This window comes from Ralstonia sp. AU12-08 (assembly GCF_000442475.1).
Classification (GTDB): domain Bacteria; phylum Pseudomonadota; class Gammaproteobacteria; order Burkholderiales; family Burkholderiaceae; genus Ralstonia; species Ralstonia insidiosa.
The window spans coordinates 34,581-54,403 of record NZ_ASZV01000032.1 but is presented as its reverse complement, the minus strand read 5'-3'; the positions used below and the strand labels follow the sequence as shown (position 1 = coordinate 54,403).

Sequence of the window (19,823 nt, the reverse complement as noted above, 5' to 3'; positions counted from 1 at the left end):
AAGACCATGGCAATCCGGCAAGCGACCACTCCACAACACGATGCAGGCACCGTCTTGGAGCGGAAAGAGCAAGCGCTCAAACCGCCCGCAATGTACAAGGTGCTGCTGCTCAACGACGACTACACCCCGATGGAATTCGTCGTGATGATCCTTCAGCAATATTTCAGCAAAGACCGGGAGACAGCGACGCAAATCATGCTGACTGTGCATCGGGAAGGTAAGGGCGTGTGCGGTATCTATACCCGGGATATCGCCGCGACGAAGGTGGAATTGGTGTCAACCCATGCACGGCAGGCGGGCCATCCGCTGCAGTGTGTGATGGAGGAAGCATGATCGCGCAAGAACTGGAAGTCAGCCTGCACATGGCGTTTGTTGAAGCCCGCCAGGCTCGCCACGAATTCATTACGGTGGAGCATCTGCTGCTTGCGCTGCTGGACAACCCGACGGCGGCCGAAGTGCTACGCGCCTGCGCCGCCAACATCGAAGACCTTCGCACGCACCTGAAGAACTTCATTGCTGACAACACCCCGGTGGTGCCCGGCACGGACGAGGTGGATACGCAACCCACGCTGGGCTTCCAGCGTGTGATCCAGCGCGCCATTATGCACGTGCAGTCCACTTCCAACGGCAAGAAGGAAGTGACGGGTGCCAACGTGCTGGTCGCCATCTTTGGCGAGAAGGATTCCCACGCGGTGTACTACCTCCAGCAACAGGGCGTGACCCGGCTGGATGTCGTCAACTTCATTAGCCACGGCATCCGCAAGGATCAGGCAGAACCGGCCAAGCACGGTGACGCCAACCCTGAAGGTGAGGGTGGCGACGGCAAGGAAAGCCCGCTCGAGCAGTTCACCCAGAACCTGAACGCGTTGGCCAAAGCCGGCAAGATCGATCCGCTGATCGGCCGCGAGCAGGAAGTCGAGCGCGTGGTGCAGGTGCTGTGCCGCCGCCGCAAGAACAACCCGCTGCTGGTGGGCGAGGCCGGTGTCGGCAAGACCGCCATTGCGGAAGGTTTGGCATGGCGCATCACCAAGGGCGAGGTGCCGGACATCCTGTCGAAGTCCGTCGTCTACTCGCTCGACATGGGCGCGCTGCTGGCCGGCACCAAGTACCGTGGGGATTTCGAACAGCGCCTGAAGGGCGTGCTGAAGTCGCTCAAGGACAATCCGAACGCGATCCTGTTCATCGACGAGATTCACACGCTGATTGGCGCGGGCGCCGCTTCGGGCGGCACGCTGGACGCGAGCAACCTGCTCAAGCCGGCGCTGTCGTCGGGTGCGCTCAAGTGCATCGGCGCGACCACGTTCACGGAATATCGCGGCATCTTCGAGAAGGACGCAGCGCTGTCGCGGCGCTTCCAGAAGATCGACGTGGTGGAGCCGACCGTCGACCAGACCGTGCAGATCCTGCGCGGGCTGAAGTCGCGCTTTGAAGAGCACCACGGCGTGAAGTACGCATCGTCGGCGCTCACGGCGGCGGCTGAGTTGTCGGCACGCTTCATTACCGACCGCCACCTGCCGGACAAGGCGATCGACGTGATCGACGAAGCCGGTGCCGCGCAACGCATCCTGCCGAAGTCGAAGCAGAAGAAGACCATCGGCAAGGGTGAGATCGAGGACATCGTCTCGCGCATTGCCCGCGTCCCGCCGCAAAGCGTGTCGCAGGATGATCGCAGCAAGCTGCAGACGCTGGAGCGCGACCTGAAGTCGGTCGTGTTCGGTCAGGACCCGGCGATCGATGCGTTGGCTTCGGCCATCAAGATGTCGCGCGCCGGGCTGGGCAAGACGGACAAGCCGATCGGCTCGTTCCTGTTCAGCGGCCCGACCGGTGTGGGCAAGACGGAAGTCGCCAAGCAGCTCGCGTTCATCCTGGGCATTGAGCTGATCCGCTTCGACATGTCGGAGTACATGGAACGCCATGCAGTGAGCCGGTTGATTGGCGCGCCTCCGGGCTACGTGGGCTTCGATCAGGGCGGTCTGCTGACGGAGGCCGTGACCAAGAAGCCGCACTGCGTGCTGCTGCTGGACGAAATCGAGAAGGCGCATCCGGACATCTTCAACATCCTGCTGCAGGTGATGGACCACGGTGCGCTGACCGACAACAACGGCCGCAAGGCGGACTTCCGCAACGTGATCATTGTCATGACGACCAACGCGGGCGCCGAGACGATGAACAAGGCGACCATCGGCTTCACCACGACGCGCGAACAGGGCGACGAGATGGCCGACATCAAGCGCATGTTCACGCCGGAGTTCCGCAACCGTCTGGATGCGACCATCAGCTTCCGCTCGCTGGATGAGGAAATCATCATGCGCGTGGTCGACAAGTTCCTCATGCAGCTGGAGGAGCAACTGCACGAGAAGAAGGTGGACGCCATCTTCACCGAGCGCCTGCGTCGCTTCCTGGCGAAGAAGGGCTTCGACCCGCTGATGGGTGCACGCCCGATGCAGCGCCTGATCCAGGACATGATCCGCAAGGCGCTGGCCGACGAGCTGCTGTTCGGCAAGCTGACCAACGGCGGCAAGGTGGTCGTGGACCTGGACGATGCCGATGCGGTGAAGCTGGAGTTCTCCGAGAACGAAGCGCCGCCGGCACCCGCGCAGGAAGAAGCGGAAGCCTGACGAACCTGCCCACGATCCTACTGCGCGGCCCGATCTTGAACCTGCGATGCTCACCGTACTCATGTACGGTTGCGCTTCTCGATTCAACCTCGAGCCGCTCGCTACGGATCGTGAACAGGTTCTAACGCTGATATCGCACTTGGCGATCGCCAAAGACAAACAGCCCGGAAATCCCGGGCTGTTTTTTTATCTCTGGATGACGCGCTCAGTGGCGGCCAGTGCTGCCGAAGCCGCCAGCGCCGCGGTCGCTCTCGGCAAAGTCGTCGACGATGTTCAGTTCGGCCTGCACCACGGGCACGATCACGAGCTGCGCAAGGCGCTCCATCGGGTTGAGGACAAATGCCGTGCTGCCACGGTTCCACGTGCTGACCATGAGCTGGCCCTGGTAATCCGAATCGATCAGGCCGACCAAGTTGCCGAGCACGATGCCGTGCTTGTGGCCCATGCCCGAGCGCGGCAGGATCAGCGCCGCATAACCGGGGTCAGCCAGGTGGATGGCCATGCCGGTCGGGATCAGGTGCGTGGTGCCGGGCTCGATGGTGAGCGGAGCGTCGATGCAGGCGCGCAGGTCCAGCCCGGCGCTGCCGGTGGTGGCGTACTGCGGGAGCTGTTCGTGCAGGCGGGCGTCGAGGATCTTGACGTCGAGTTTCATGCGGATGGGGCAGAAGAGGTGGCGGAAGCCGGGGATGGTAGCGCAAATGCCTCGGCCAGCAACTCGTACGAGCGCAGCCGGGCCTTGTAGCTCGGCGCGACGGTCAGCACGATCAGTTCGTCGGCGACGAAGCGGTCCTTGAGCGCGTGCATCTGCTCGGCCACCGATTCCGGCGTACCGATGATGCTGCGCGGCCGCTCGCGCATGACGATGGCTTGGTCACGCTCGGTGTAGACGTGGGCCTCGCCTTGCTCGGCCGTCGGGATCGGGCCGTTGGCGCCGAGCGCCATTTGTAGGCGGCGCAAGTCGACGGCGGCTTCATAGCGACGCGCTTCGGCCTCCGTGTCTGCGGCAATCACGAAGACAGCGGCGGCGCTGTAGGGGCGCGCGTCGTAGTTCGGTTCGAAGTCCGTACGGTACTGCTGCGTGACGATGTGGCCGACGTGCGGGTTGATGAAGTGCGCAAACGCAAAGCGGATGCCCAGACGGGCCGCCAGTGCGCCACCGAAATCGCTGGAGCCGAGCACCCACAGCTCGGGTTTGGTGTCGATCTCGGGCTGCAGGAGCACGCCGTAAGCGGGGTGATCGGACGGCAGCGTGCCGGTCAGGTGCCAGATCAGTTCCTGCACCTGCTGCGGGAAGATGTCGCCGCGGTTGTAGTCGCCCATGGCCACGGCTGCCGCAGTGCGCATGTCGCCGCCGGGTGCGCGGCCGACGCCCAGGTCGATGCGGTTCGGGAACAGCGCCTCCAGCAGGCGGAACTGCTCGGCCAGCTTGAACGGGCTGTAGTAGGGCAGCATCACGCCGCCGGAGCCAACGCGCAGGTGCTTCGTCGCGCTCGCCACGCGGGCGATCATCACTTCGGGCGCGGGGTTGCTGACGCCGCGCAGGCCGTGGTGCTCGGCGCACCAGTAGCGCGTGTAGCCGAGGGAATCCGTGAGTTGTGCAAGGTCGACCGTCGCGGCGATGGCATCGCGCGCGCCATGGCCGTAGATAACCGGGCTCTGGTCGAGGACGGACAGGCGGATCGGCGGCTTGCTCATGGCCGTGTCCCCGGGATGCGATCGGCAATGGCGGCAACGATCTGCCGTGCGAGCGTCAGCTTGTCGGCGCGCGGCAGGCGCGTGATGCCCTTGGCGTCGAACAGCGCGACTTCATTGTCGTCGCGGCCGAAGGTCTGGTGGCCGAGGTTGCCGACCAGCAGCGGAATGCCTTTTTTCTGGCGCTTGGCCTCACCGAACTCTTCCAGACGCTCGGTCTCGGCTGCAAAGCCGACGCAGAACGGCGCGTTCGGGCGGCGAGCAACGCCCGCCAGGATGTCCGGGTTCTGCGTGAACGCCAGTGTGGGCACGTCCGAGTCGTTCTGCTTCTTGAGCTTCTGGTCGGCAGCCTGCGCCACGCGCCAGTCGGCCACGGCAGCTACGGCGATGAAGATGTCGTTCTTGCTTGTATCCAGCTCGCGCATCACGGCGTCGTGCATTTGCTGGGCGGTCTGCACGTCGATGCGCAGCACGCCAGCGGGCGTGTCCTGGTGACAAGGCCCCGCGACCAGCGTGACTTCCGCGCCGGCTTGCGACGCGGCACGCGCCAGCGCGAAACCCATCTTGCCGCTGGAGAGGTTCGTGATGCCGCGCACCGGGTCGATCGGCTCGAATGTCGGCCCGGCCGTCAGCAGCACGCGGTGCCCGCGCAGCAGCTTGGGCTGGAAGAAGCCGACGAGCCGCTCGACGATGTCTTCCGGCTCCAGCATGCGGCCGTCGCCGACTTCGCCGCAGGCCTGATCGCCGGCATCGGGGCCGAGCAGGGTGACGTCATCGGCGCGCAGTTGGGCGGCGTTGCGCTGGGTGGCGGGTGCGGCCCACATCTGCCGGTTCATGGCGGGGGCGACGAGCAGCGGGCAGTCGCGCGCGATGCACAGCGTGGAGAGCAGATCGTCCGCCATGCCATGCGCGAGCTTGGCGAGGAAATCGGTGGAGGCCGGGGCGATGACGATGGCATCTGCCTCACGCGAGAGGTCGATATGCGCCATGTTGTTGCCGATGCGGTTGTCCCATTCCGACGTGAAGACCGGGCGGCCGGAAAGCGCTTGCATCGTCACCGGCGTGATGAAGTGCGTGGCGGCGTCGGTCATCACGACCTGCACCGTAGCGCCGGCCTTGGTCAGCAGCCGTACCAGTTCGGCCGACTTGTAGCACGCGATGCCGCCCGTCAGGCCGAGCACGAAATGTTTGCCTTGCAGTTCCATAAACACCTGCTTTTGAATCCGATTGACGCAATGTGCGTGGGCAGGATACAACCCGGTGCCCCAGTGTTTGCATTGCCCGCTGAACAGTGGCGATGATACCGGCTTGGCTTCAGGCGCGTCCGGCGCCTGGATTTGTCCTCAAATGCGCATTCTCGATATGGTTTTTGGTCCGGTTTTTCGTCGCCCGGCAGTTCGCAACGTATTGGCTGTGATTGGCGCTGGCGCTATCGTCGCCGTGGTGATTGGTGCCGTGCTCGTGCGCGAGTCCAAGGCTTGGTTACGGGAGGAGTCGGTACCCGCCCGCGCAGACGTGATCGTCGTGCTGGGTGGGGAATCGGGCCAGCGTGTGATCGGCGCAGCGGAGCTGTTCCATGCGGGCGTGGCGCCGCGTGTGTTTGTGAGCGGCGAGGGCGACTGCCTGCTGATCGAGCGCCGCCTGGTGATGGCCGGTGTGCCGGCCGACCGTATCGGCCACGAATGCCAGTCCGGCAGCACAATGGAAAACGCGCAGATGACGCGGCAGACGTTGGCTGATCAGCCCGTGCACAGCGCCGTACTGGTCACGAGCTGGTACCACACCGGCCGCGCATTGAACGTGTTCCGCCAGGTCTGGCCGGAAGTGACGTGGGGTGTGCGCGGCGTATTCCCAGGTGACACACTCACCAAGTCGTTCCCCATCTACGAAGCCGGGACGATCGTGGCGGAGTACATCAAGCGGGCGTGGTACGTCGTGCGCTATTGAGGGTGGCGATGGATGTTTCGCGGCCCGGCGCCTTGCCAATCAAGTGGTCCAGCACGTGCTGTCCTCGCCGGGGCGCAGCACGCCCGATGGAACCTTGGCCAGGACAGCCTTGACGTTAGCGACGCACGCGCCGCAGTTCGTCGATGATCAGCAGCACCGCGCCAATGCAGATACCGCAGTCCGCCACGTTGAAGGCGGGCCAGTGGTAACCGTTCAGGTGGAAGTCGAGAAAGTCCACCACGTGGCCGTAGACGACGCGGTCAATCACGTTGCCCAGCGCGCCGCCCAGGATCAGCGCCAGCGCGAAGCAGAACATCTTCTGCCCACTGTGCCGCTTGAGCAGCCAGATGATGAACACCGCCGCCGCCACGCCCAGGCCCGTGAAGAACCAGCGCTGCCATCCACCGGCGGCCGCCAGGAACGAGAACGCCGCGCCCTTGTTATAGGCCAGCACTAGGTTAAAGAACCCGGTGATGGGGCGCGACTCTCCCCAGACAAAGGTCTTGCTGATGGCAACCTTGGTCAACTGGTCCAGCAGGATCCAGATGACAGCCAGGCCCAGCCACGGGCCCACGCCATGGCCGCTACCGCTTTTCTTTAACCCAACCGACTTGCTTTTACCGTTCTTACGCGTCGCCATTTATGCCGCGCTCCGTTGTTCACCGGCGCCGAACAGGTTGTCAGTGCAACGCTTGCAAAGGGTAGGGTGGGCGTGGTCGTGGCCGACGTCAGCGCGGTAGTGCCAGCAGCGTTCGCACTTGGCGTGCGTTGACGGCACCACGCTGATGAGCAGATCGCCGCCTTCGGGCGCGCGCTCGAGCTTGGCCGCCGATGTGATCAGCACGAAGCGCAGATCGTCGCCGAGGCTGTTCAGTGCGTCGTACACCGTGTCACCGGCCGCGACCGTCACTTCCGCTTGCAGCGAAGAGCCGATCTTGCCGTCCGTGCGCAGCGTTTCCAGTTGCTTGGTCACTTCGCCACGCACGTTGCGGATGGCGGCCCACTTCTCCAGCAGGGCGCTCGCGCCTTGCGGCACCGGGGCGTCGTAGTAGGTGCTGGTGAAGATGGTGTCGGTGTGCTCCGTGCCATGTGCGAACACCTGCCAGGCTTCTTCGGCGGTGAACGACAGGAACGGCGCCATCCAGTGCAGCATCGACTGGGTGATGTGATACAGCGCGTTCTGTGCCGAGCGGCGCGCCACGGAATCCGGCGCCGTGGTGTACAGGCGGTCCTTCAGCACGTCGAGGTAGAAGCCGCCCAGGTCTTCCGAGCAGAACGTCTGTAGCTTGGAAACCACCGGGTGGAATTCATAGACGTCGTAGTGCGACAGCACTTCCTTCTGCAGAGCATCCGTCAGCGCTACGGCGTAGCGGTCGATCTCGAGCCATTGCTCGGTCGGCAGCGCGTGCTTGGCGTGATCGTAGTCGGTCAGGTTGGCGAGCAGGAAGCGCAGCGTGTTGCGGATGCGGCGATAGCCTTCCACCACGCGCTTCAGGATCTCGTCCGAGATGGCGAGTTCGCCCGAGTAGTCGGTCGAGGCCACCCACAGGCGGATGATCTCGGCGCCCATCTTGTTGGCGATTTCCTGCGGCGCGATCGTGTTGCCGATCGACTTCGACATCTTGCGGCCTTCGCCATCCACCGTGAAGCCGTGCGTGAGCAGGCCCTTGTACGGCGGCTTGCCATACAGCATCGAGGCCGTCAGCAGCGACGAGTGGAACCAGCCACGGTGCTGGTCGGAGCCTTCCAGGTACAGATCGGCCAAGCGGCCGTCGGGCAGGTCAGCCGAGGCGTCGTACAGATCCGCCGCATGCGAGCCGCGGATGACGTGCCAGTGCGTCGTGCCCGAGTCGAACCACACGTCGAGCGTGTCGCGGTTCTTCTCGTACATGTCGGCCTCGTCACCGAGCAGTTCGCGCGGGTCGAGCGTTTGCCACGCTTCGACGCCGGCCTTTTCGATGCGCTGGGCGACTTGCTCCAGCAGCTCGGGCGTGCGCGGGTGCAGCGCGCCGGTTTCCTTGTGCACGAAGAAGGCCATCGGCACGCCCCATTGGCGTTGGCGCGAGAGCGTCCAGTCCGGGCGGTTGGCGATCATGTTGTGCAGGCGCTGCTTGCCCCACGACGGGTAGAACGCGGTGGCGTCGATGCCGGCCAAAGCAGTCTCACGCAGCGTGGCGTTGCCGTCGTTGGGCTGCACGTCCATCCCCGCAAACCACTGCGACGTGGCGCGGTAGATGATCGGCGTCTTGTGGCGCCAGCAGTGCATGTAGCTGTGTGGGTGCTTGTGCGCGTCGAACAGGTTGCCCGAGTCACGCAGCACTTCGACGATCTTCGGATTCGCATCCCAGATCATCTGGCCACCGAACAGCGGCAGCGTCGATGCGTACACGCCGTTGCCCATCACCGGGTTGATGATTTCCGAATCAGGCATGCCGTGCGACTTGCACGACTGGAAGTCTTCCACGCCGTAGGCGGGCGCGGAGTGGACGATGCCGGTGCCGGTGTCGATCGTCACGTAGTCGCCTAGGTAGACGGGCGAAGTGCGGTCGTAGCCGGCGTCCATCTTGGCGAGCGGGTGGTGGAAGCGCACGCCCGAGAGCGCGGCGCCTTCGCACGTGGCCAGCACAGTGCCTTCGAGCTTCCAGCTCTGCAGGCAGGCTTCGACGCGCTCCTTGGCGACGATCAGCAGCCCGCGCGGCGTGTCGACCAGTGCGTATTCGATTTCCGGGTGCAGGTTCAGCGCCTGGTTGGAAGGGATCGTCCACGGCGTGGTGGTCCAGATCACGATCCAGCCTGGCTTGGCCTTGAGCACATCCGCGCCCACGTGGAAGGCGCTGGCCAGCGCGTCGATGTCCGCAAACGGGAAGCCGACGTCGATCGACAGGTCGGTACGGTCCGCGTATTCGACTTCCGCCTCAGCCAATGCCGAGCCGCAATCGAAGCACCAGTTGACCGGCTTCAGGCCGCGGAAGACGTAGCCCTTCTCGAGGATCTTGCCCAGCGCACGCACCTCATCCGCTTCGTTGCGGAAGTTCATGGTCAGATACGGATCGGCCCAGTCGCCCAGCACGCCCAGGCGCTCAAAGTCGGCTTTTTGGCGGGCGATCTGACCGGTGGCGTAGGCGCGTGCCTTCTCCTGCACTTCCTTGACGGGCAGGCCCTTGCCGAACTGCTTTTCGATCTGGATTTCGATCGGCATGCCGTGGCAATCCCAGCCCGGCACGTAGACGGCGTCCAGGCCGGTCAGGCCGCGCGCCTTGATCACCATGTCCTTGAGGATCTTGTTGACCGCGTGGCCGATGTGCAGATCACCGTTTGCATACGGCGGGCCGTCGTGCAGGATGAACTTCTTCGCGCCCTTGCGTGCGGCACGGATCTTCTTGTAGAGCTGCTTGTCCTGCCATTGCTTGACCCATTGCGGCTCGCGCTTGGGCAGGTCGCCGCGCATGGGGAAGGGGGTGTCCAGCAGGTTGACCGGGTACTTGCTTTTCTCCGGCGTGGGCTTCTTGGCGTCAGACATGGTGTGATGTGGGGCAGATTCGGGCAAATCGGATCGGAGCAGCGCGCCTATCAGGGCAGGGCACGTGCGCGGCGTAGCTTCGGGCGGCGAGAGTATCGACCGCCTACTGAATTCGGTCGGTGGCGGAGGTAGCGAAGTCGCGCCGCAAGGCTGGCGATTCGCCGTCGGCGGGCACAGCCAAGCCGAAGAAATGGCGCGCGTCGATGCAGTCCTGCGCGATGGCATCTTTCAGCGCGTCGAGCGAGTCGAAGCGGGCCTCGTCGCGCAGCTTCTTCATGAATTCCACGCGCACCAGCTTGCCGTAGACGCTGGCGTGGTAATCGAAGATATGCGTTTCCAGCAGCACGCGGCCGGAATCATCCACGGTCGGGCGCACACCGATGCTGGCGACGGCCGGCAGCGGCTTCTCAGCCAGCCCGTGCACCTGCACGACAAAGATGCCCGATACCGCTGGCTTTTTATGCGAGATGCGCAGGTTCAGCGTCGGGAAGCCCAGCGAGCGGCCGAGCTTCTGCCCGTGCACCACATGCCCGCTGATCGCGTAACCGTGGCCGAGCAAGCGGCGCGCGTGTTCCAGGTCACCAGCGGCCAGCGCCTCGCGCACGGCCGAGCTGGAGATGCGGATGCCGGATTCCGATACTGAGCCCATCTGCTCGACCTCAAAGCCGAACTGGGCGCCGGCGGCCTGCAGATAAGTAAAGTCGCCCGCGCGCTTGGCGCCGAAGCGGAAATCATCGCCCACCAGCAGCCAGCGCGTGTGCAGGCCGTCAACCAGCACGTTGCGCACGAACTCGTCCGGCGTCTGCCCGGCGAAATGCGCGTTGAAGTGCTCCACGACCACACGGTCGACGCCTTGTTTGCGCAGGCTCTCCAGCTTGTCGCGCAAGAGCGCGATGCGGGTGGGCGCACGGTCCGGCATAAAGAATTCGCGCGGATGCGGCTCGAAGGTCATGACCGTGAGCGGCAACCCGCGTGCGTCGGCCGCCGCGCGCGCGCGGGCCAGCAGCGACTGGTGGCCACGGTGCACGCCGTCGAAGTTGCCGATGGTCAGCGCGCAGGGCGCGCGGCTCTCGGCGTTGGGCAGGCCGCGAAAGACTTTCACGAGAAGCGTCGTTGGTCGAAGAAAAAAGAAACGGCTGGGATACGGTTTCCGTGCCGGATTGGCGTGACAATCCGCAAAAATCCAGCAAAACGTACATTATATAAGGGATTGCCCCAGCGCCGGCGGCGCGGGGGGCGAACGGGCGGGGGTGTTGCACAATCGTCCGAACGGTGTGCCCGTCCGCCGCAACCTTGCGGCACAATCCGATATCCGGTTTCTTCCCCGCACCCCTTTGAACGCCCCGTTGCGCATCTTCTTCACCAAGTTTGGGCTCGCCAGCCGCGCGCCGCTTGAATTGGACGCCCGAGCCAAGCTGCTTGCCGCCGTGCATCGCGGCGCCCCCATGGGGATCGCGGCGTCCGTCGTGCTGCCCGCCCTGACGATGGCAGCTTTCTGGGGGGATGCCTCGATCCGCCCGGCGCTGCTGGGCTGGTGCCTGATCATGCTGTGCCTGACCGCCTCGGGCCTGCGCTTCTATTTCGGTTATCGCTACGACCTGACCCGCATGACGCTGGCCCCGCACACCCGCAAGTGGTGGACGGGCATGCATGTGATGTCGGCCGTGGGCGGGGTGGCCTGGGGCTGCTCGGCGGGGTTGTACCTGATGTCGCCCTCGCTGGAGTTCAGCAGCCTGCTGATGATCGTCATCATTGGGGTGGCGGCAGCGGCGGTGCTCTCGCAGGCGCCGGTGCCGTCCAGCCTGCTGATCCTGGGGACCGGCATTCTGGCGCCGCACTTCTTGCTGGCCGAGCAGGCGTTTCCCGGGCACGGGCTGTACCTGCGCGGCGTGCTGCTGTTCTTCGCGGCGCTGCTGACGCGGCACGCTGTAAATATCCACAACACGCTGGTGCGCGAAATCCAGCTTGAGAACGAAAGCCGCCAGCTCGCGCGGCGCTATCAGGACGAGAAACAACGCGCGCTGTCGGCGTCGGAAGAGAAGTCGCGCTTCCTGGCGGCTGCCAGCCACGACCTGCGCCAGCCGGTGCACGCGATCGTGCTGCTGGTGGAAGCGTTGCGGGCGCGCAATCAGTCGGAATCGCTGGCGCCGCTGGTGGAGCAGCTTGCCTCGGGCGCGGCCACCATCGATCTGCTGTTCCGCTCGCTGCTCGATCTGTCAAAGCTGGAGAGCCGCAAGACCTCGCCGACGCTGGAGCCGGTGGATCTGGGCGAGGTCATCACCGAGGTGGTTCAGCAGTTCATGCCCGATGCGCGTGCGAAGGGGTTGACGCTCACGCAGCGCATTCCGCCGCTGCCGGTGTTCGGCATGGCCGAGCCGGTGCTGTTGCGCCGGGCGCTGTTCAACCTGCTGCAGAACGCCTTGCGCTACACCGAGCGCGGTGGCGTGATGGTGGCGCTGCGCGTGCGCCAGAAGTACCTGCGGATCGAGGTGTGGGATACCGGCATCGGTATCGCGCCCGAGCACCAGAAAGACATTTTCTCGACCTACTACCAAGTCGAGAACCCGGAGCGCGACCCGAGCCAGGGCCTCGGTCTGGGCCTGTCGATCTACAAGGAATGCGTGCGTCTGCTGCGTGGCACCTTTGGCGTGCGCTCAGTGCCGGGGCGGGGCTCGATGTTCTGGATGGCGTTGCGCCCGGTGCCGGCCGAGATCAAGGCGCCGCTGGCCGCGCAGCCGCGTGCCGAGCAGAAGCGTGCGGTGCTGGATCAGCCGCGCTTCTCGGGCGTGGTGCTGGTGGTGGACGACGATCCGCAGATCCGCAAGGCCTGGCACGCGCTGCTCGAAGCCTGGGGTGTGGAGGTGCACAGCGCCGCCGATGGCACTGCCGCCGATCAACTGCTCGCGAAGGGTCTGCGCCCGCAGATCATCTTCTGCGACCTGCGCCTGCCGGGCAAGGAAGATGGCCTGCAATTGCTGGAGCGCTGGCAGGTCAGCCATCCGGACGCGCACGCCGTGCTGCTCACGGGCGACCGCAACTCCGCCGCCCTGGCGCGTGCCGAAGAAGCCGGCTATCTGCTGCTGGCCAAGCCGATGGACCCGAACATGCTGCGCGTGCTGCTCAAGCGCTGGCTGCGCGGGCGCGCGGCCGAGCCGCAGGTCGCGTACTGAGGTAAGAGGGGGGCGGCGCCGTCGAATGCGGCGCCGTGATCCAATCAGGCGATCAAGCCGCGCCGGTCAGGCGGAAGCGCTCCATGCGCGAGATGATCTGGATACGCGTGCGCACGCCCAGCCGCTGCAGGATCGCCGAGACGTGTTCCTTGACGGTGTTCTCCGTCAGACCCAGTTGGCGGGCGATGGACTTGTTCGGCAAGCCCTCAAGCAGCAGTGCCAGTACTGAACCCTGACGCGGCGTCAGGCCCAGTTCGGCCGGCGTGATGGGGATGCCGTGCGAGGCGTTGCCCTTGCCGTTGATGCCACCCAGGTCGTCCTCCGACGGGAACGACGAATCCCCACCGAAGATACCGGCGACCGCCTTGGAAAACGCATGTGCATCGGCGTGCTTGCCGATGAAGCCGATGGCGCCCAGGGCCTGTGCCTTGGCGACGATTTCGGGTGTGTTCTCGGCCGACATGAAGGCAAAGCGTGCCTCGGGCAACTTGCCGCGCAGCTCGCGCATGGCATCGAAGCCGGTGCAGTCGGACAGCCATACATCGAGCAGCACGACGTCCGGGCGGACACCGTCATCGACGAGTGCCAGTGCCTGGCGGCGGCCGATGGCCGCGTGCACCTGGACTTCTGGCAAGGCTTGTGCAAGAAACGTGGTCGTGCCAGACAAGGCGAGAGGGTGGTCGTCGACCACCAGCAGGCTACGCAGCGAGCTCGTCATTCTTATTCCCCGGTGAGGGCAGTGCCCTCTTGTTGTTGTAACGCGTGCCGACCCGGCGCGGGCGGTGGCTGTCAAGCTTGGTGCCGATCAGCCGTCACGGTTATCGACCGCACGATGTTGCAGCGCAGGATGATCGTTGGCGAGATATGCGACGGATCACCGCTGGCAGCACCCCGACCCCCGGGTGCGCGGACAATTATGGGGCCGAGATTATCAGACCGCGGCGCAGCGCGCCAACGTCCCTACGCCCGTTTTTATCGGCACGATAGGGATTTTGCTGAAGCCCGTCGGCTAAATACCACGCTACCGGTAAAAGCGGGCCTGGCGCGGCCATGGCGGCGGCGCCCCGGGCGTCATCCGAGGCATCACACCGGATTTTCTCGGGGGAGTGCGGCGCACTTGATAAAATGCCGCGATGAAAAACATCGTCATTCTCATTTCCGGACGTGGCTCGAATATGGAAGCCATTGTTCGCGCATGTCAGGCCGAGGGTTGGCCCGGGCGCATTGCCGCCGTGATCTCCAACCGCCCAGACGCCGCCGGCCTCAAATTTGCCGCCTCACACGGCATTGCCACCGCGGTGGTCGACCACAAGGGCTTTCCCGACCGCGACAGCTTCGACACCGCCCTGGCGCAGGTCATCGACGGCTTCTCGCCCGATCTGGTGGTGCTGGCGGGCTTCATGCGCATCCTCACGCCGGGCTTCGTCAACCATTACGCCGGACGCATGTTGAACATTCATCCGTCTTTGCTGCCGTGCTTCCCAGGATTGCATACGCATGAGCAGGCGCTGGCCATGGGCGTGAAGGTGCACGGCGCGACGGTCCATTTCGTGACTGCCGAACTGGACCACGGTCCGATCGTATTGCAGGCCGCCATCGAAGTGCGGCAGGGCGACACGCCGGACTCGCTCGCCGGACGGCTACTGACGCAGGAGCATGTGATCTATCCGCGAGCCGTGCGCTGGTTTGTGGAAGGACGCTTGCGCGTCGAACAGGGCGTGGTCCGGGTTTCGCCGGATGCGTCGCAACTTGTGATTGGCGTTGACGCCCAGGAGGCAGCATGAGTCAGGATCGTCAGCGTTCGCGCAACGGCGGTGGTAACAGCGGTGGCGGCAACAAGCGCCCGAGTTCAGGTCACGGCGCGGGTGGCGGTGGGTGGTATCGCGCACCGCAGGGCAAGCCCCAGCAACGCAGTGCTCCGCGCCCCCGCACGGGCGTGCACGGCAGCCATTTCGAGCACCTGGACAAGGTGCTCGCCCGCTTGCTGCACTTTGCGGCACCGGCCGACATGGTGGTCAGCCAATACTTCCGTGAGCACCACGAACTCGGCCACCGCGAGCGCGGCATCATCGCCGAGGCGGCATTTGCCGTGCTGCGCCGCAAGGTCGAATTCGGCCAGTTTGCCGAGAGCGGCTCCGGCCCCGCGCGCCGTCGCCTGGTGGTGCTCGGCCTGCTACAAACCGCGGGCCGTGCGGCCATTGCCCCGTTCTTGACGCCGGCCGAGGCCGAATGGTTGGACCGTTGGGAACTCCGTGATCGCGCTGCTCTGGCGCCGCGCGTGCGTGCCAACTTGCCGGACTGGCTGTTCGACGCGCTCGTCGCACAGCATGGCGCTGACTTTACCGAGGCGCTGGCCCAAGCCTGGCTGACGCCGGCGCCGCTGGACTTGCGCGTCAACACGCTCAAGGGCGAACGCGACGCGGTGCTTGCTACGTTGGCCGAAGCTGGCATCGAGGGCGTCGTGGCGCCGCTGTCGCCGGTGGGCATCCGCCTGGCGGGCAAGCCGGCGCTGAACAAGCTCGACATCTTCACCAACGGCACGGTCGAGGTGCAGGACGAGGGCAGCCAATTGCTGTGCCAACTCCTGGCGCCCAAGCGCGGCGAGATGGTGGTGGACTTCTGCGCGGGCGCGGGCGGTAAGACGCTGGCGATTGGTGCGGCGATGCGCTCGACCGGGCGACTGTATGCCTTCGATGTATCGGAAAAGCGCCTGTCTAACCTGGGCCCGCGCCTGGCGCGTAGCGGCTTGTCGAACGTACACCCGAGCCGCATCGACAGCGAGCACGATGCCAAGATCAAGCGCCTGGCCGGCAAGATCGACCGCGTGCTGGTCGACGCGCCGTGCAGCGGCCTGGGCACGCTGCGTCGCAATCCGGACCTGAAGTGGCGTCAATCTGCGCAGGCCGTGGAAGAGATGTCGACCAAGCAGCAGTCGATTCTTGCCTCGGCGGCGCGGCTGTTGAAGCCGGGTGGTCGCCTTGTCTATGCGACGTGCAGTGTGCTGGCGCGCGAGAACCAGCAGGTGGTCGAGCAGTTCCTGGCCGCCCATGAAGACTTCGTGCTCGTGCCTGCCGGCGAGGTGCTGGCCGCGCAGAAGATCGCGCTGGAGATGGGCCCGTACCTCGAGCTGTATCCGCAGGTGCATCAGACCGATGGTTTCTTTGCCGCCGTGCTGGAGCGCCGCGCATGATGTTGCGCCGGCTGGGTTTGCTGTTGGCCACCGTGTTGGCCTTCAGCGCGGGCAGCATCGCCCAGGCGCGCAACACGCCGCCGGTGCAGCCCGCCAAGGGCACGGTGCAGGCGGCCTTCACACCGGATGACGACATCGAGGGCTTGCTGGCCGACGCCATCGATCAAGCCTACGAGCAGGTACTGGTGCAGGCCTACCTGCTCTCGAACAAGGCGATCACGCGGGCGTTGCTGGCGGCGCATCAGCGTGGCGTGGACGTACGTGTGCTGGCCGACCGTGAGCAGATGATGCGTTCGAACGGCAGCCGCATCCCTGAAATCGCCAACGCCGGTATCCCCGTGTGGCTGGAGGTGCGCTACAAGAACGCGCACAACAAGGTCATCGTGGTCGACCCACGTGGGTCGCATCCGGTGCTGGTGACTGGCAGCTTCAATTTCACGCAGACCGCGCAGCGCGGCAACGCCGAGAACGTACTGATCGTGCGCGGCGATACTGACCTCGCGCAGCGCTACGCCGCCAACTGGCAGAAGCATGTGGGCGATGCGTTGCCCTATCGTGCGCAATAACGGTGCCCAATGAGCGCACCCGGTAATCGACGTCTCGGATGAACGAACTGCCTCTGAACCACATCGCACTGGGCCACATGATCGGCGACATCGTCTCCGATCTGGGCGGCCCGCGCTTCATCTGGCAACTGGGCGTGCTCGTGCTGCTGCTGGGCGCGGCCTGGTTGATGGCGCGGCCCATCGCGCGGCGCCTGCATGCCAGCCACGTGAATGAGACCTTCGCGCTGCGCTTCGCGTGGTCGAGCCTGGAGCGGGCGATGTTCCCGCTGATTGGCTGGCTGCTGGTGCTTGGGGCGCGCTATGCGCTGGTCGGGGTCATGCCGATCAGCGTGTTCCGGCTGGCGGCGGTTCCGCTGTTCGGCCTGACGATGCTGTACCTCACGTTTTACGTGCTGCGCCGCGTGCTGTCGGCCAATGGTGAACTGCACGGCATGCTGGTGCTGGTTCAGCGTGTGCTGACCACCTTGATGTGGATCGGCATGGTGCTCTACGTGCTGGGCGTGCTGGGTGACGTGATCGATTATCTGGACAGCATCAGGTTCGCGATCGGCGGCAAGCAGAAGGTGAGCCTCGCGGCCATGCTGATGGGGGCGGTGTGGATTCTGCTCACCGTGCTGGTCGCAATGTGGTTCGGCTCGTGGCTGGATAACCGTATCACGCGCGCCAAGGCCATCGACGCCAACCTGAAGGTGGTGCTCTCGCGCGTGGCCAAGGCGGTGCTGCTGCTGGTGTCGCTGCTGCTGAGCCTGTCGCTGGTGGGGATCGACCTGACGGTGCTGTCGGTGTTTGGCGGCGCGCTGGGTGTGGGCCTGGGCTTCGGCTTGCAGAAGATCGCCAGCAACTACGTCTCGGGCTTCATCATTCTGCTGGAGCGCTCGCTCAAGCTGGGCGATCAGATCACGGTCAGCACCTATACCGGCATCGTCACGCAAATCCGCACGCGCTACACCGTAGTGCGCAACGGCGACGGCGACACGCTGGTGCCGAACGAGCTGATGGTTGCGCAGGCGGTGCAGAACCATAACGAGCGCGGCACGGTGCGTGTGGCGGTGCGGGTGCAGGCGTCGTATGCGGCGGATCCGGAAGTGGTGCTCGCGCTGCTCGTGCAATGCGCCGAAGGCGTCCCACGCGTGCTGACCGATCCAGCGCCGGCCGCTTTCATGGCCTTGTTTGCCGACAGCGGCATCGAGTATGAGTTGGGCGTGTGGATCAATGACCCGCACAACGGCAAGCTGGGCGTGCAGTCTGGCTTGAACCGCGCCATCTATCGCCGCTTCAAGGAGGCGGGGATCGAGATTCCGTATCCGCAGCGCGAAGTGCGTGTGCTGGGGCCGCTGGCGCTGCAGCAACGTGCTTCAGGTGATGTGGGCGCCCCATCTGTCGATCCATCTGCGCCGGCTTGACGATTAGCACAGTGCCGTCAGGAACGATGTCCGTTTGTTTTGGGTCAAACTGACGGTTTTCCCTCATGGAATAGAGGGGGTATTCGGTTAAAATGTCGGCTGCTCCCACAAAGGATCAGACGGCACCGTCGCAGTGTTTTACTTGCGGCAAAGCGCCGCAAACCGCTTGCATTGCGCTGGGGCGGAGGTCACATGACCGGCGACGGAACGCTCGCCGATGTGACGCGCAAGCCGGGTGCCAACACCCGATTCCCCGCCAAGACGACCCCACTGTTGCAACGCTGCGACAGCGGATGGCCTCAAGAGGCAGCAACGTCGCTTGCGACCTAGGCTGCTTTGATCACCCCGAGTTGACCACGGAGACCACTTTGATCGACTCCTTTTTGAATTTCCTTGCCAACGGCACCCTGGATTGGGCTTGGTGGCAAATCCTGATTTTCACGCTGGTGGTGACGCATATCACCATCGCCGCTGTCACGATTTTCCTGCACCGCTGTATGGCGCACCGTGCGCTGGATCTGCATCCGATTCCCGCGCACTTCTTCCGCTTCTGGCTGTGGTTGACGACCGGTATGGTCACGCGTGAATGGACTGCCATCCACCGCAAGCACCACGCCAAGTGCGAAACCGAAGACGATCCGCACAGCCCGCAAACGCGCGGCATCCGCAAGGTGCTGCTGGAAGGCGCCGAGCTGTATCGCGCTGAGGCCAAGAACCAGGAAACCATCCAGAAGTTCAGCCACGGCACGCCGGACGACTGGATCGAGCACAACCTGTATTCCAAGTTCACCTGGCAAGGCGTTGGCCTGATGCTGATCCTGGACGTGCTGATGTTTGGCGCGCTTGGTCTGACGGTATGGGCAGTGCAGATGCTGTGGATCCCGATCAATGCTGCCGGCATCATCAACGGCCTGGGCCACTATTGGGGCTATCGCAACTTCGACTGCGAAGACGCCTCGACCAACGTGTCGCCGTGGGGTCTGATCATCGGTGGTGAAGAGCTGCACAACAATCACCACACGTACGCCACGTCGGCCAAGTTCTCGGTCAAGTGGTACGAGTTCGACATCGGTTGGGGCTACATCCGCGCGCTGGAGATCGTTGGCTTGGCCAAGGTCAAAAAGGTGGCGCCCAAAGCACGCTTTGTGGATGCAAAACCGGTTGACCAGAACACGCTGGAAGCCATCATCGCCAACCGCTACGACGTGATGGCCCGTTACGCCAAGACGGTTAAGACCGCCTACCGCCAGGAGCTGGCCAAACTGAAGGAATCGCGCGACGTCGAATACCGTGCGCTGAAGCCGGCACGCAAGTGGTTCCACCGCGATGAAACCAAACTGGGCGCGCCGCAGCGTGAGCAGCTCTCGCAAATCGTGTCGGATCACTCGTCGCTGCACACCTTTGTTGAGATGCGCCGCGAGCTGGGCGCCCTCTGGGGCCGTTCGAACGCCACGCGTGAGCAACTGCTGCACCAACTGCAGGACTGGTGCAAGCGCGCCGAGGAAAGCGGTATCCATGCACTGCAGGAATTTGCCCTGCGCCTGCGCCGCTACGCCTGAGTTTTCTGTTTCATAGGTGAAGCCCCGCTCCGCAGCGGGGCTTTTCTTTTGGGTAAACTGCGTTCAATCACACGTTTAACAGGCCGCACGAATCGCCCACGAGAGCGCATCGCGGCACGTGTCCTCCTCACACGCCGTCCGTTTCATTGCCACGCCAC

The 19,823-nt window shown here is 64.6% G+C and carries 16 protein-coding genes; 9 read left to right on the top strand and 7 right to left on the bottom strand.

The genetic code is table 11. The annotated features are described in order from the left end of the window. Positions 1–6 precede the first annotated feature (6 nt). Positions 7–333 (top strand): ATP-dependent Clp protease adapter ClpS, encoded by a 327-nt coding sequence (clpS, locus tag C404_RS0130150; RefSeq protein WP_003261876.1) that lies wholly within the window; start codon positions 7–9, stop codon positions 331–333. Beyond that, complete coding sequence (gene clpA / locus C404_RS47120) at positions 330–2,618, top strand: ATP-dependent Clp protease ATP-binding subunit ClpA (RefSeq protein ID WP_021195759.1); 2,289 nt, start codon at positions 330–332, stop codon at positions 2,616–2,618. The genes clpS and clpA overlap by 4 nt, the downstream gene beginning before the upstream one ends. A 205-nt stretch (positions 2,619–2,823) precedes the next feature. Here clpA and dut read toward each other — a convergent pair whose 3' ends face one another. From dut to coaBC, 3 genes are read right to left on the bottom strand one after another with little or no spacing between them, the layout of a single operon-like run. Further along, positions 2,824–3,270, bottom strand: coding sequence for a dUTP diphosphatase (gene dut / locus C404_RS47115; protein ID WP_021195758.1), 447 nt, complete (start codon positions 3,268–3,270; stop codon positions 2,824–2,826). After that, positions 3,267–4,313, bottom strand: a complete 1,047-nt coding sequence (locus C404_RS47110) for an LLM class flavin-dependent oxidoreductase (protein WP_021195757.1) — start codon at positions 4,311–4,313, stop codon at positions 3,267–3,269. Before C404_RS47110 ends, dut begins: the two co-directional genes overlap by 4 nt. Further along, positions 4,310–5,515: a bifunctional phosphopantothenoylcysteine decarboxylase/phosphopantothenate--cysteine ligase CoaBC gene (coaBC, locus tag C404_RS47105; protein ID WP_021195756.1), complete on the bottom strand. Its 1,206-nt coding sequence runs from the start codon at positions 5,513–5,515 to the stop codon at positions 4,310–4,312. The genes C404_RS47110 and coaBC overlap by 4 nt, the downstream gene beginning before the upstream one ends. 142 nt (positions 5,516–5,657) lie before the next feature. Between coaBC and C404_RS47100 the strand changes: the two genes are divergently transcribed. Beyond that, the gene (locus C404_RS47100) at positions 5,658–6,257 is read left to right on the top strand and encodes a YdcF family protein (RefSeq protein WP_021195755.1); all 600 of its coding nucleotides are present in this window, start codon (positions 5,658–5,660) and stop codon (positions 6,255–6,257) included. Positions 6,258–6,372: 115 nt separating this feature from the next. Here the strand turns inward: C404_RS47100 and lspA are convergent, their stop codons facing one another. The 3 genes from lspA to C404_RS47085 all read right to left on the bottom strand — a co-directional run bounded on the left by lspA (position 6,373) and on the right by C404_RS47085 (position 10,879). Beyond that, positions 6,373–6,897 carry a signal peptidase II gene (lspA, locus tag C404_RS47095; RefSeq protein ID WP_021195754.1) on the bottom strand — a complete coding sequence of 175 codons (525 nt, stop codon included), beginning with the start codon at positions 6,895–6,897 and terminating at the stop codon, positions 6,373–6,375. Next, positions 6,898–9,777 (bottom strand): isoleucine--tRNA ligase, encoded by a 2,880-nt coding sequence (gene ileS, locus C404_RS47090; RefSeq protein ID WP_021195753.1) that lies wholly within the window; start codon positions 9,775–9,777, stop codon positions 6,898–6,900. A 103-nt stretch (positions 9,778–9,880) separates the two neighbouring features. Continuing rightward, complete coding sequence (locus tag C404_RS47085) at positions 9,881–10,879, bottom strand: bifunctional riboflavin kinase/FAD synthetase (protein WP_021195752.1); 999 nt, start codon at positions 10,877–10,879, stop codon at positions 9,881–9,883. Between the two features lie 232 nt (positions 10,880–11,111). On the opposite strand from C404_RS47085, the gene C404_RS47080 reads away from it, so the two are divergent. After that, complete coding sequence (locus tag C404_RS47080) at positions 11,112–12,947, top strand: ATP-binding response regulator (RefSeq protein ID WP_031329630.1); 1,836 nt, start codon at positions 11,112–11,114, stop codon at positions 12,945–12,947. Between the two features lie 52 nt (positions 12,948–12,999). On the opposite strand, the gene C404_RS47075 is transcribed toward C404_RS47080, so the two are convergent. Continuing rightward, positions 13,000–13,665: a response regulator transcription factor gene (locus tag C404_RS47075; RefSeq protein ID WP_021195750.1), complete on the bottom strand. Its 666-nt coding sequence runs from the start codon at positions 13,663–13,665 to the stop codon at positions 13,000–13,002. Positions 13,666–14,080: 415 nt separating this feature from the next. Between C404_RS47075 and purN the strand changes: the two genes are divergently transcribed. The 5 genes from purN (at position 14,081) to C404_RS47050 (ending at position 19,665) form a co-directional block, all read left to right on the top strand. After that, positions 14,081–14,731: a phosphoribosylglycinamide formyltransferase gene (gene purN / locus C404_RS47070; protein WP_021195749.1), complete on the top strand. Its 651-nt coding sequence runs from the start codon at positions 14,081–14,083 to the stop codon at positions 14,729–14,731. Next, on the top strand, positions 14,728–16,137 hold the full coding sequence (locus tag C404_RS47065; RefSeq protein WP_021195748.1) for an RsmB/NOP family class I SAM-dependent RNA methyltransferase: 1,410 nt from the start codon (positions 14,728–14,730) through the stop codon (positions 16,135–16,137). The genes purN and C404_RS47065 overlap by 4 nt, the downstream gene beginning before the upstream one ends. Beyond that, positions 16,134–16,703 (top strand): phospholipase D family nuclease, encoded by a 570-nt coding sequence (locus C404_RS47060; RefSeq protein WP_021195747.1) that lies wholly within the window; start codon positions 16,134–16,136, stop codon positions 16,701–16,703. The genes C404_RS47065 and C404_RS47060 overlap by 4 nt, the downstream gene beginning before the upstream one ends. 38 nt (positions 16,704–16,741) lie before the next feature. After that, positions 16,742–18,106, top strand: coding sequence for a mechanosensitive ion channel family protein (locus C404_RS47055; RefSeq protein WP_021195746.1), 1,365 nt, complete (start codon positions 16,742–16,744; stop codon positions 18,104–18,106). A 368-nt stretch (positions 18,107–18,474) separates the two neighbouring features. Continuing rightward, entirely contained in the window at positions 18,475–19,665 is a 1,191-nt protein-coding gene (locus tag C404_RS47050; protein WP_021195744.1) for a DesA family fatty acid desaturase, read from the top strand. Positions 19,666–19,823 lie beyond the last annotated feature (158 nt).

What these genes read in the sequence shown, in the direction of transcription:
- clpA (WP_021195759.1), top strand. Translation starts at nt 330, where the DNA reads ATGATCGCGCAAGAACTGGAAGTCAGCCTGCACATGGCGTTTGTTGAA.
- dut (WP_021195758.1), bottom strand. Translation starts at nt 3,270, where the DNA reads ATGAAACTCGACGTCAAGATCCTCGACGCCCGCCTGCACGAACAGCTC.
- clpS (WP_003261876.1), top strand. Translation starts at nt 7, where the DNA reads ATGGCAATCCGGCAAGCGACCACTCCACAACACGATGCAGGCACCGTC.
- C404_RS47065 (WP_021195748.1), top strand. Translation starts at nt 14,728, where the DNA reads ATGAGTCAGGATCGTCAGCGTTCGCGCAACGGCGGTGGTAACAGCGGT.
- lspA (WP_021195754.1), bottom strand. Translation starts at nt 6,897, where the DNA reads ATGGCGACGCGTAAGAACGGTAAAAGCAAGTCGGTTGGGTTAAAGAAA.
- C404_RS47055 (WP_021195746.1), top strand. Translation starts at nt 16,742, where the DNA reads ATGAACGAACTGCCTCTGAACCACATCGCACTGGGCCACATGATCGGC.
- C404_RS47075 (WP_021195750.1), bottom strand. Translation starts at nt 13,665, where the DNA reads ATGACGAGCTCGCTGCGTAGCCTGCTGGTGGTCGACGACCACCCTCTC.
- C404_RS47100 (WP_021195755.1), top strand. Translation starts at nt 5,658, where the DNA reads ATGCGCATTCTCGATATGGTTTTTGGTCCGGTTTTTCGTCGCCCGGCA.
- purN (WP_021195749.1), top strand. Translation starts at nt 14,081, where the DNA reads ATGAAAAACATCGTCATTCTCATTTCCGGACGTGGCTCGAATATGGAA.
- C404_RS47060 (WP_021195747.1), top strand. Translation starts at nt 16,134, where the DNA reads ATGATGTTGCGCCGGCTGGGTTTGCTGTTGGCCACCGTGTTGGCCTTC.
- C404_RS47110 (WP_021195757.1), bottom strand. Translation starts at nt 4,313, where the DNA reads ATGAGCAAGCCGCCGATCCGCCTGTCCGTCCTCGACCAGAGCCCGGTT.
- ileS (WP_021195753.1), bottom strand. Translation starts at nt 9,777, where the DNA reads ATGTCTGACGCCAAGAAGCCCACGCCGGAGAAAAGCAAGTACCCGGTC.
- coaBC (WP_021195756.1), bottom strand. Translation starts at nt 5,515, where the DNA reads ATGGAACTGCAAGGCAAACATTTCGTGCTCGGCCTGACGGGCGGCATC.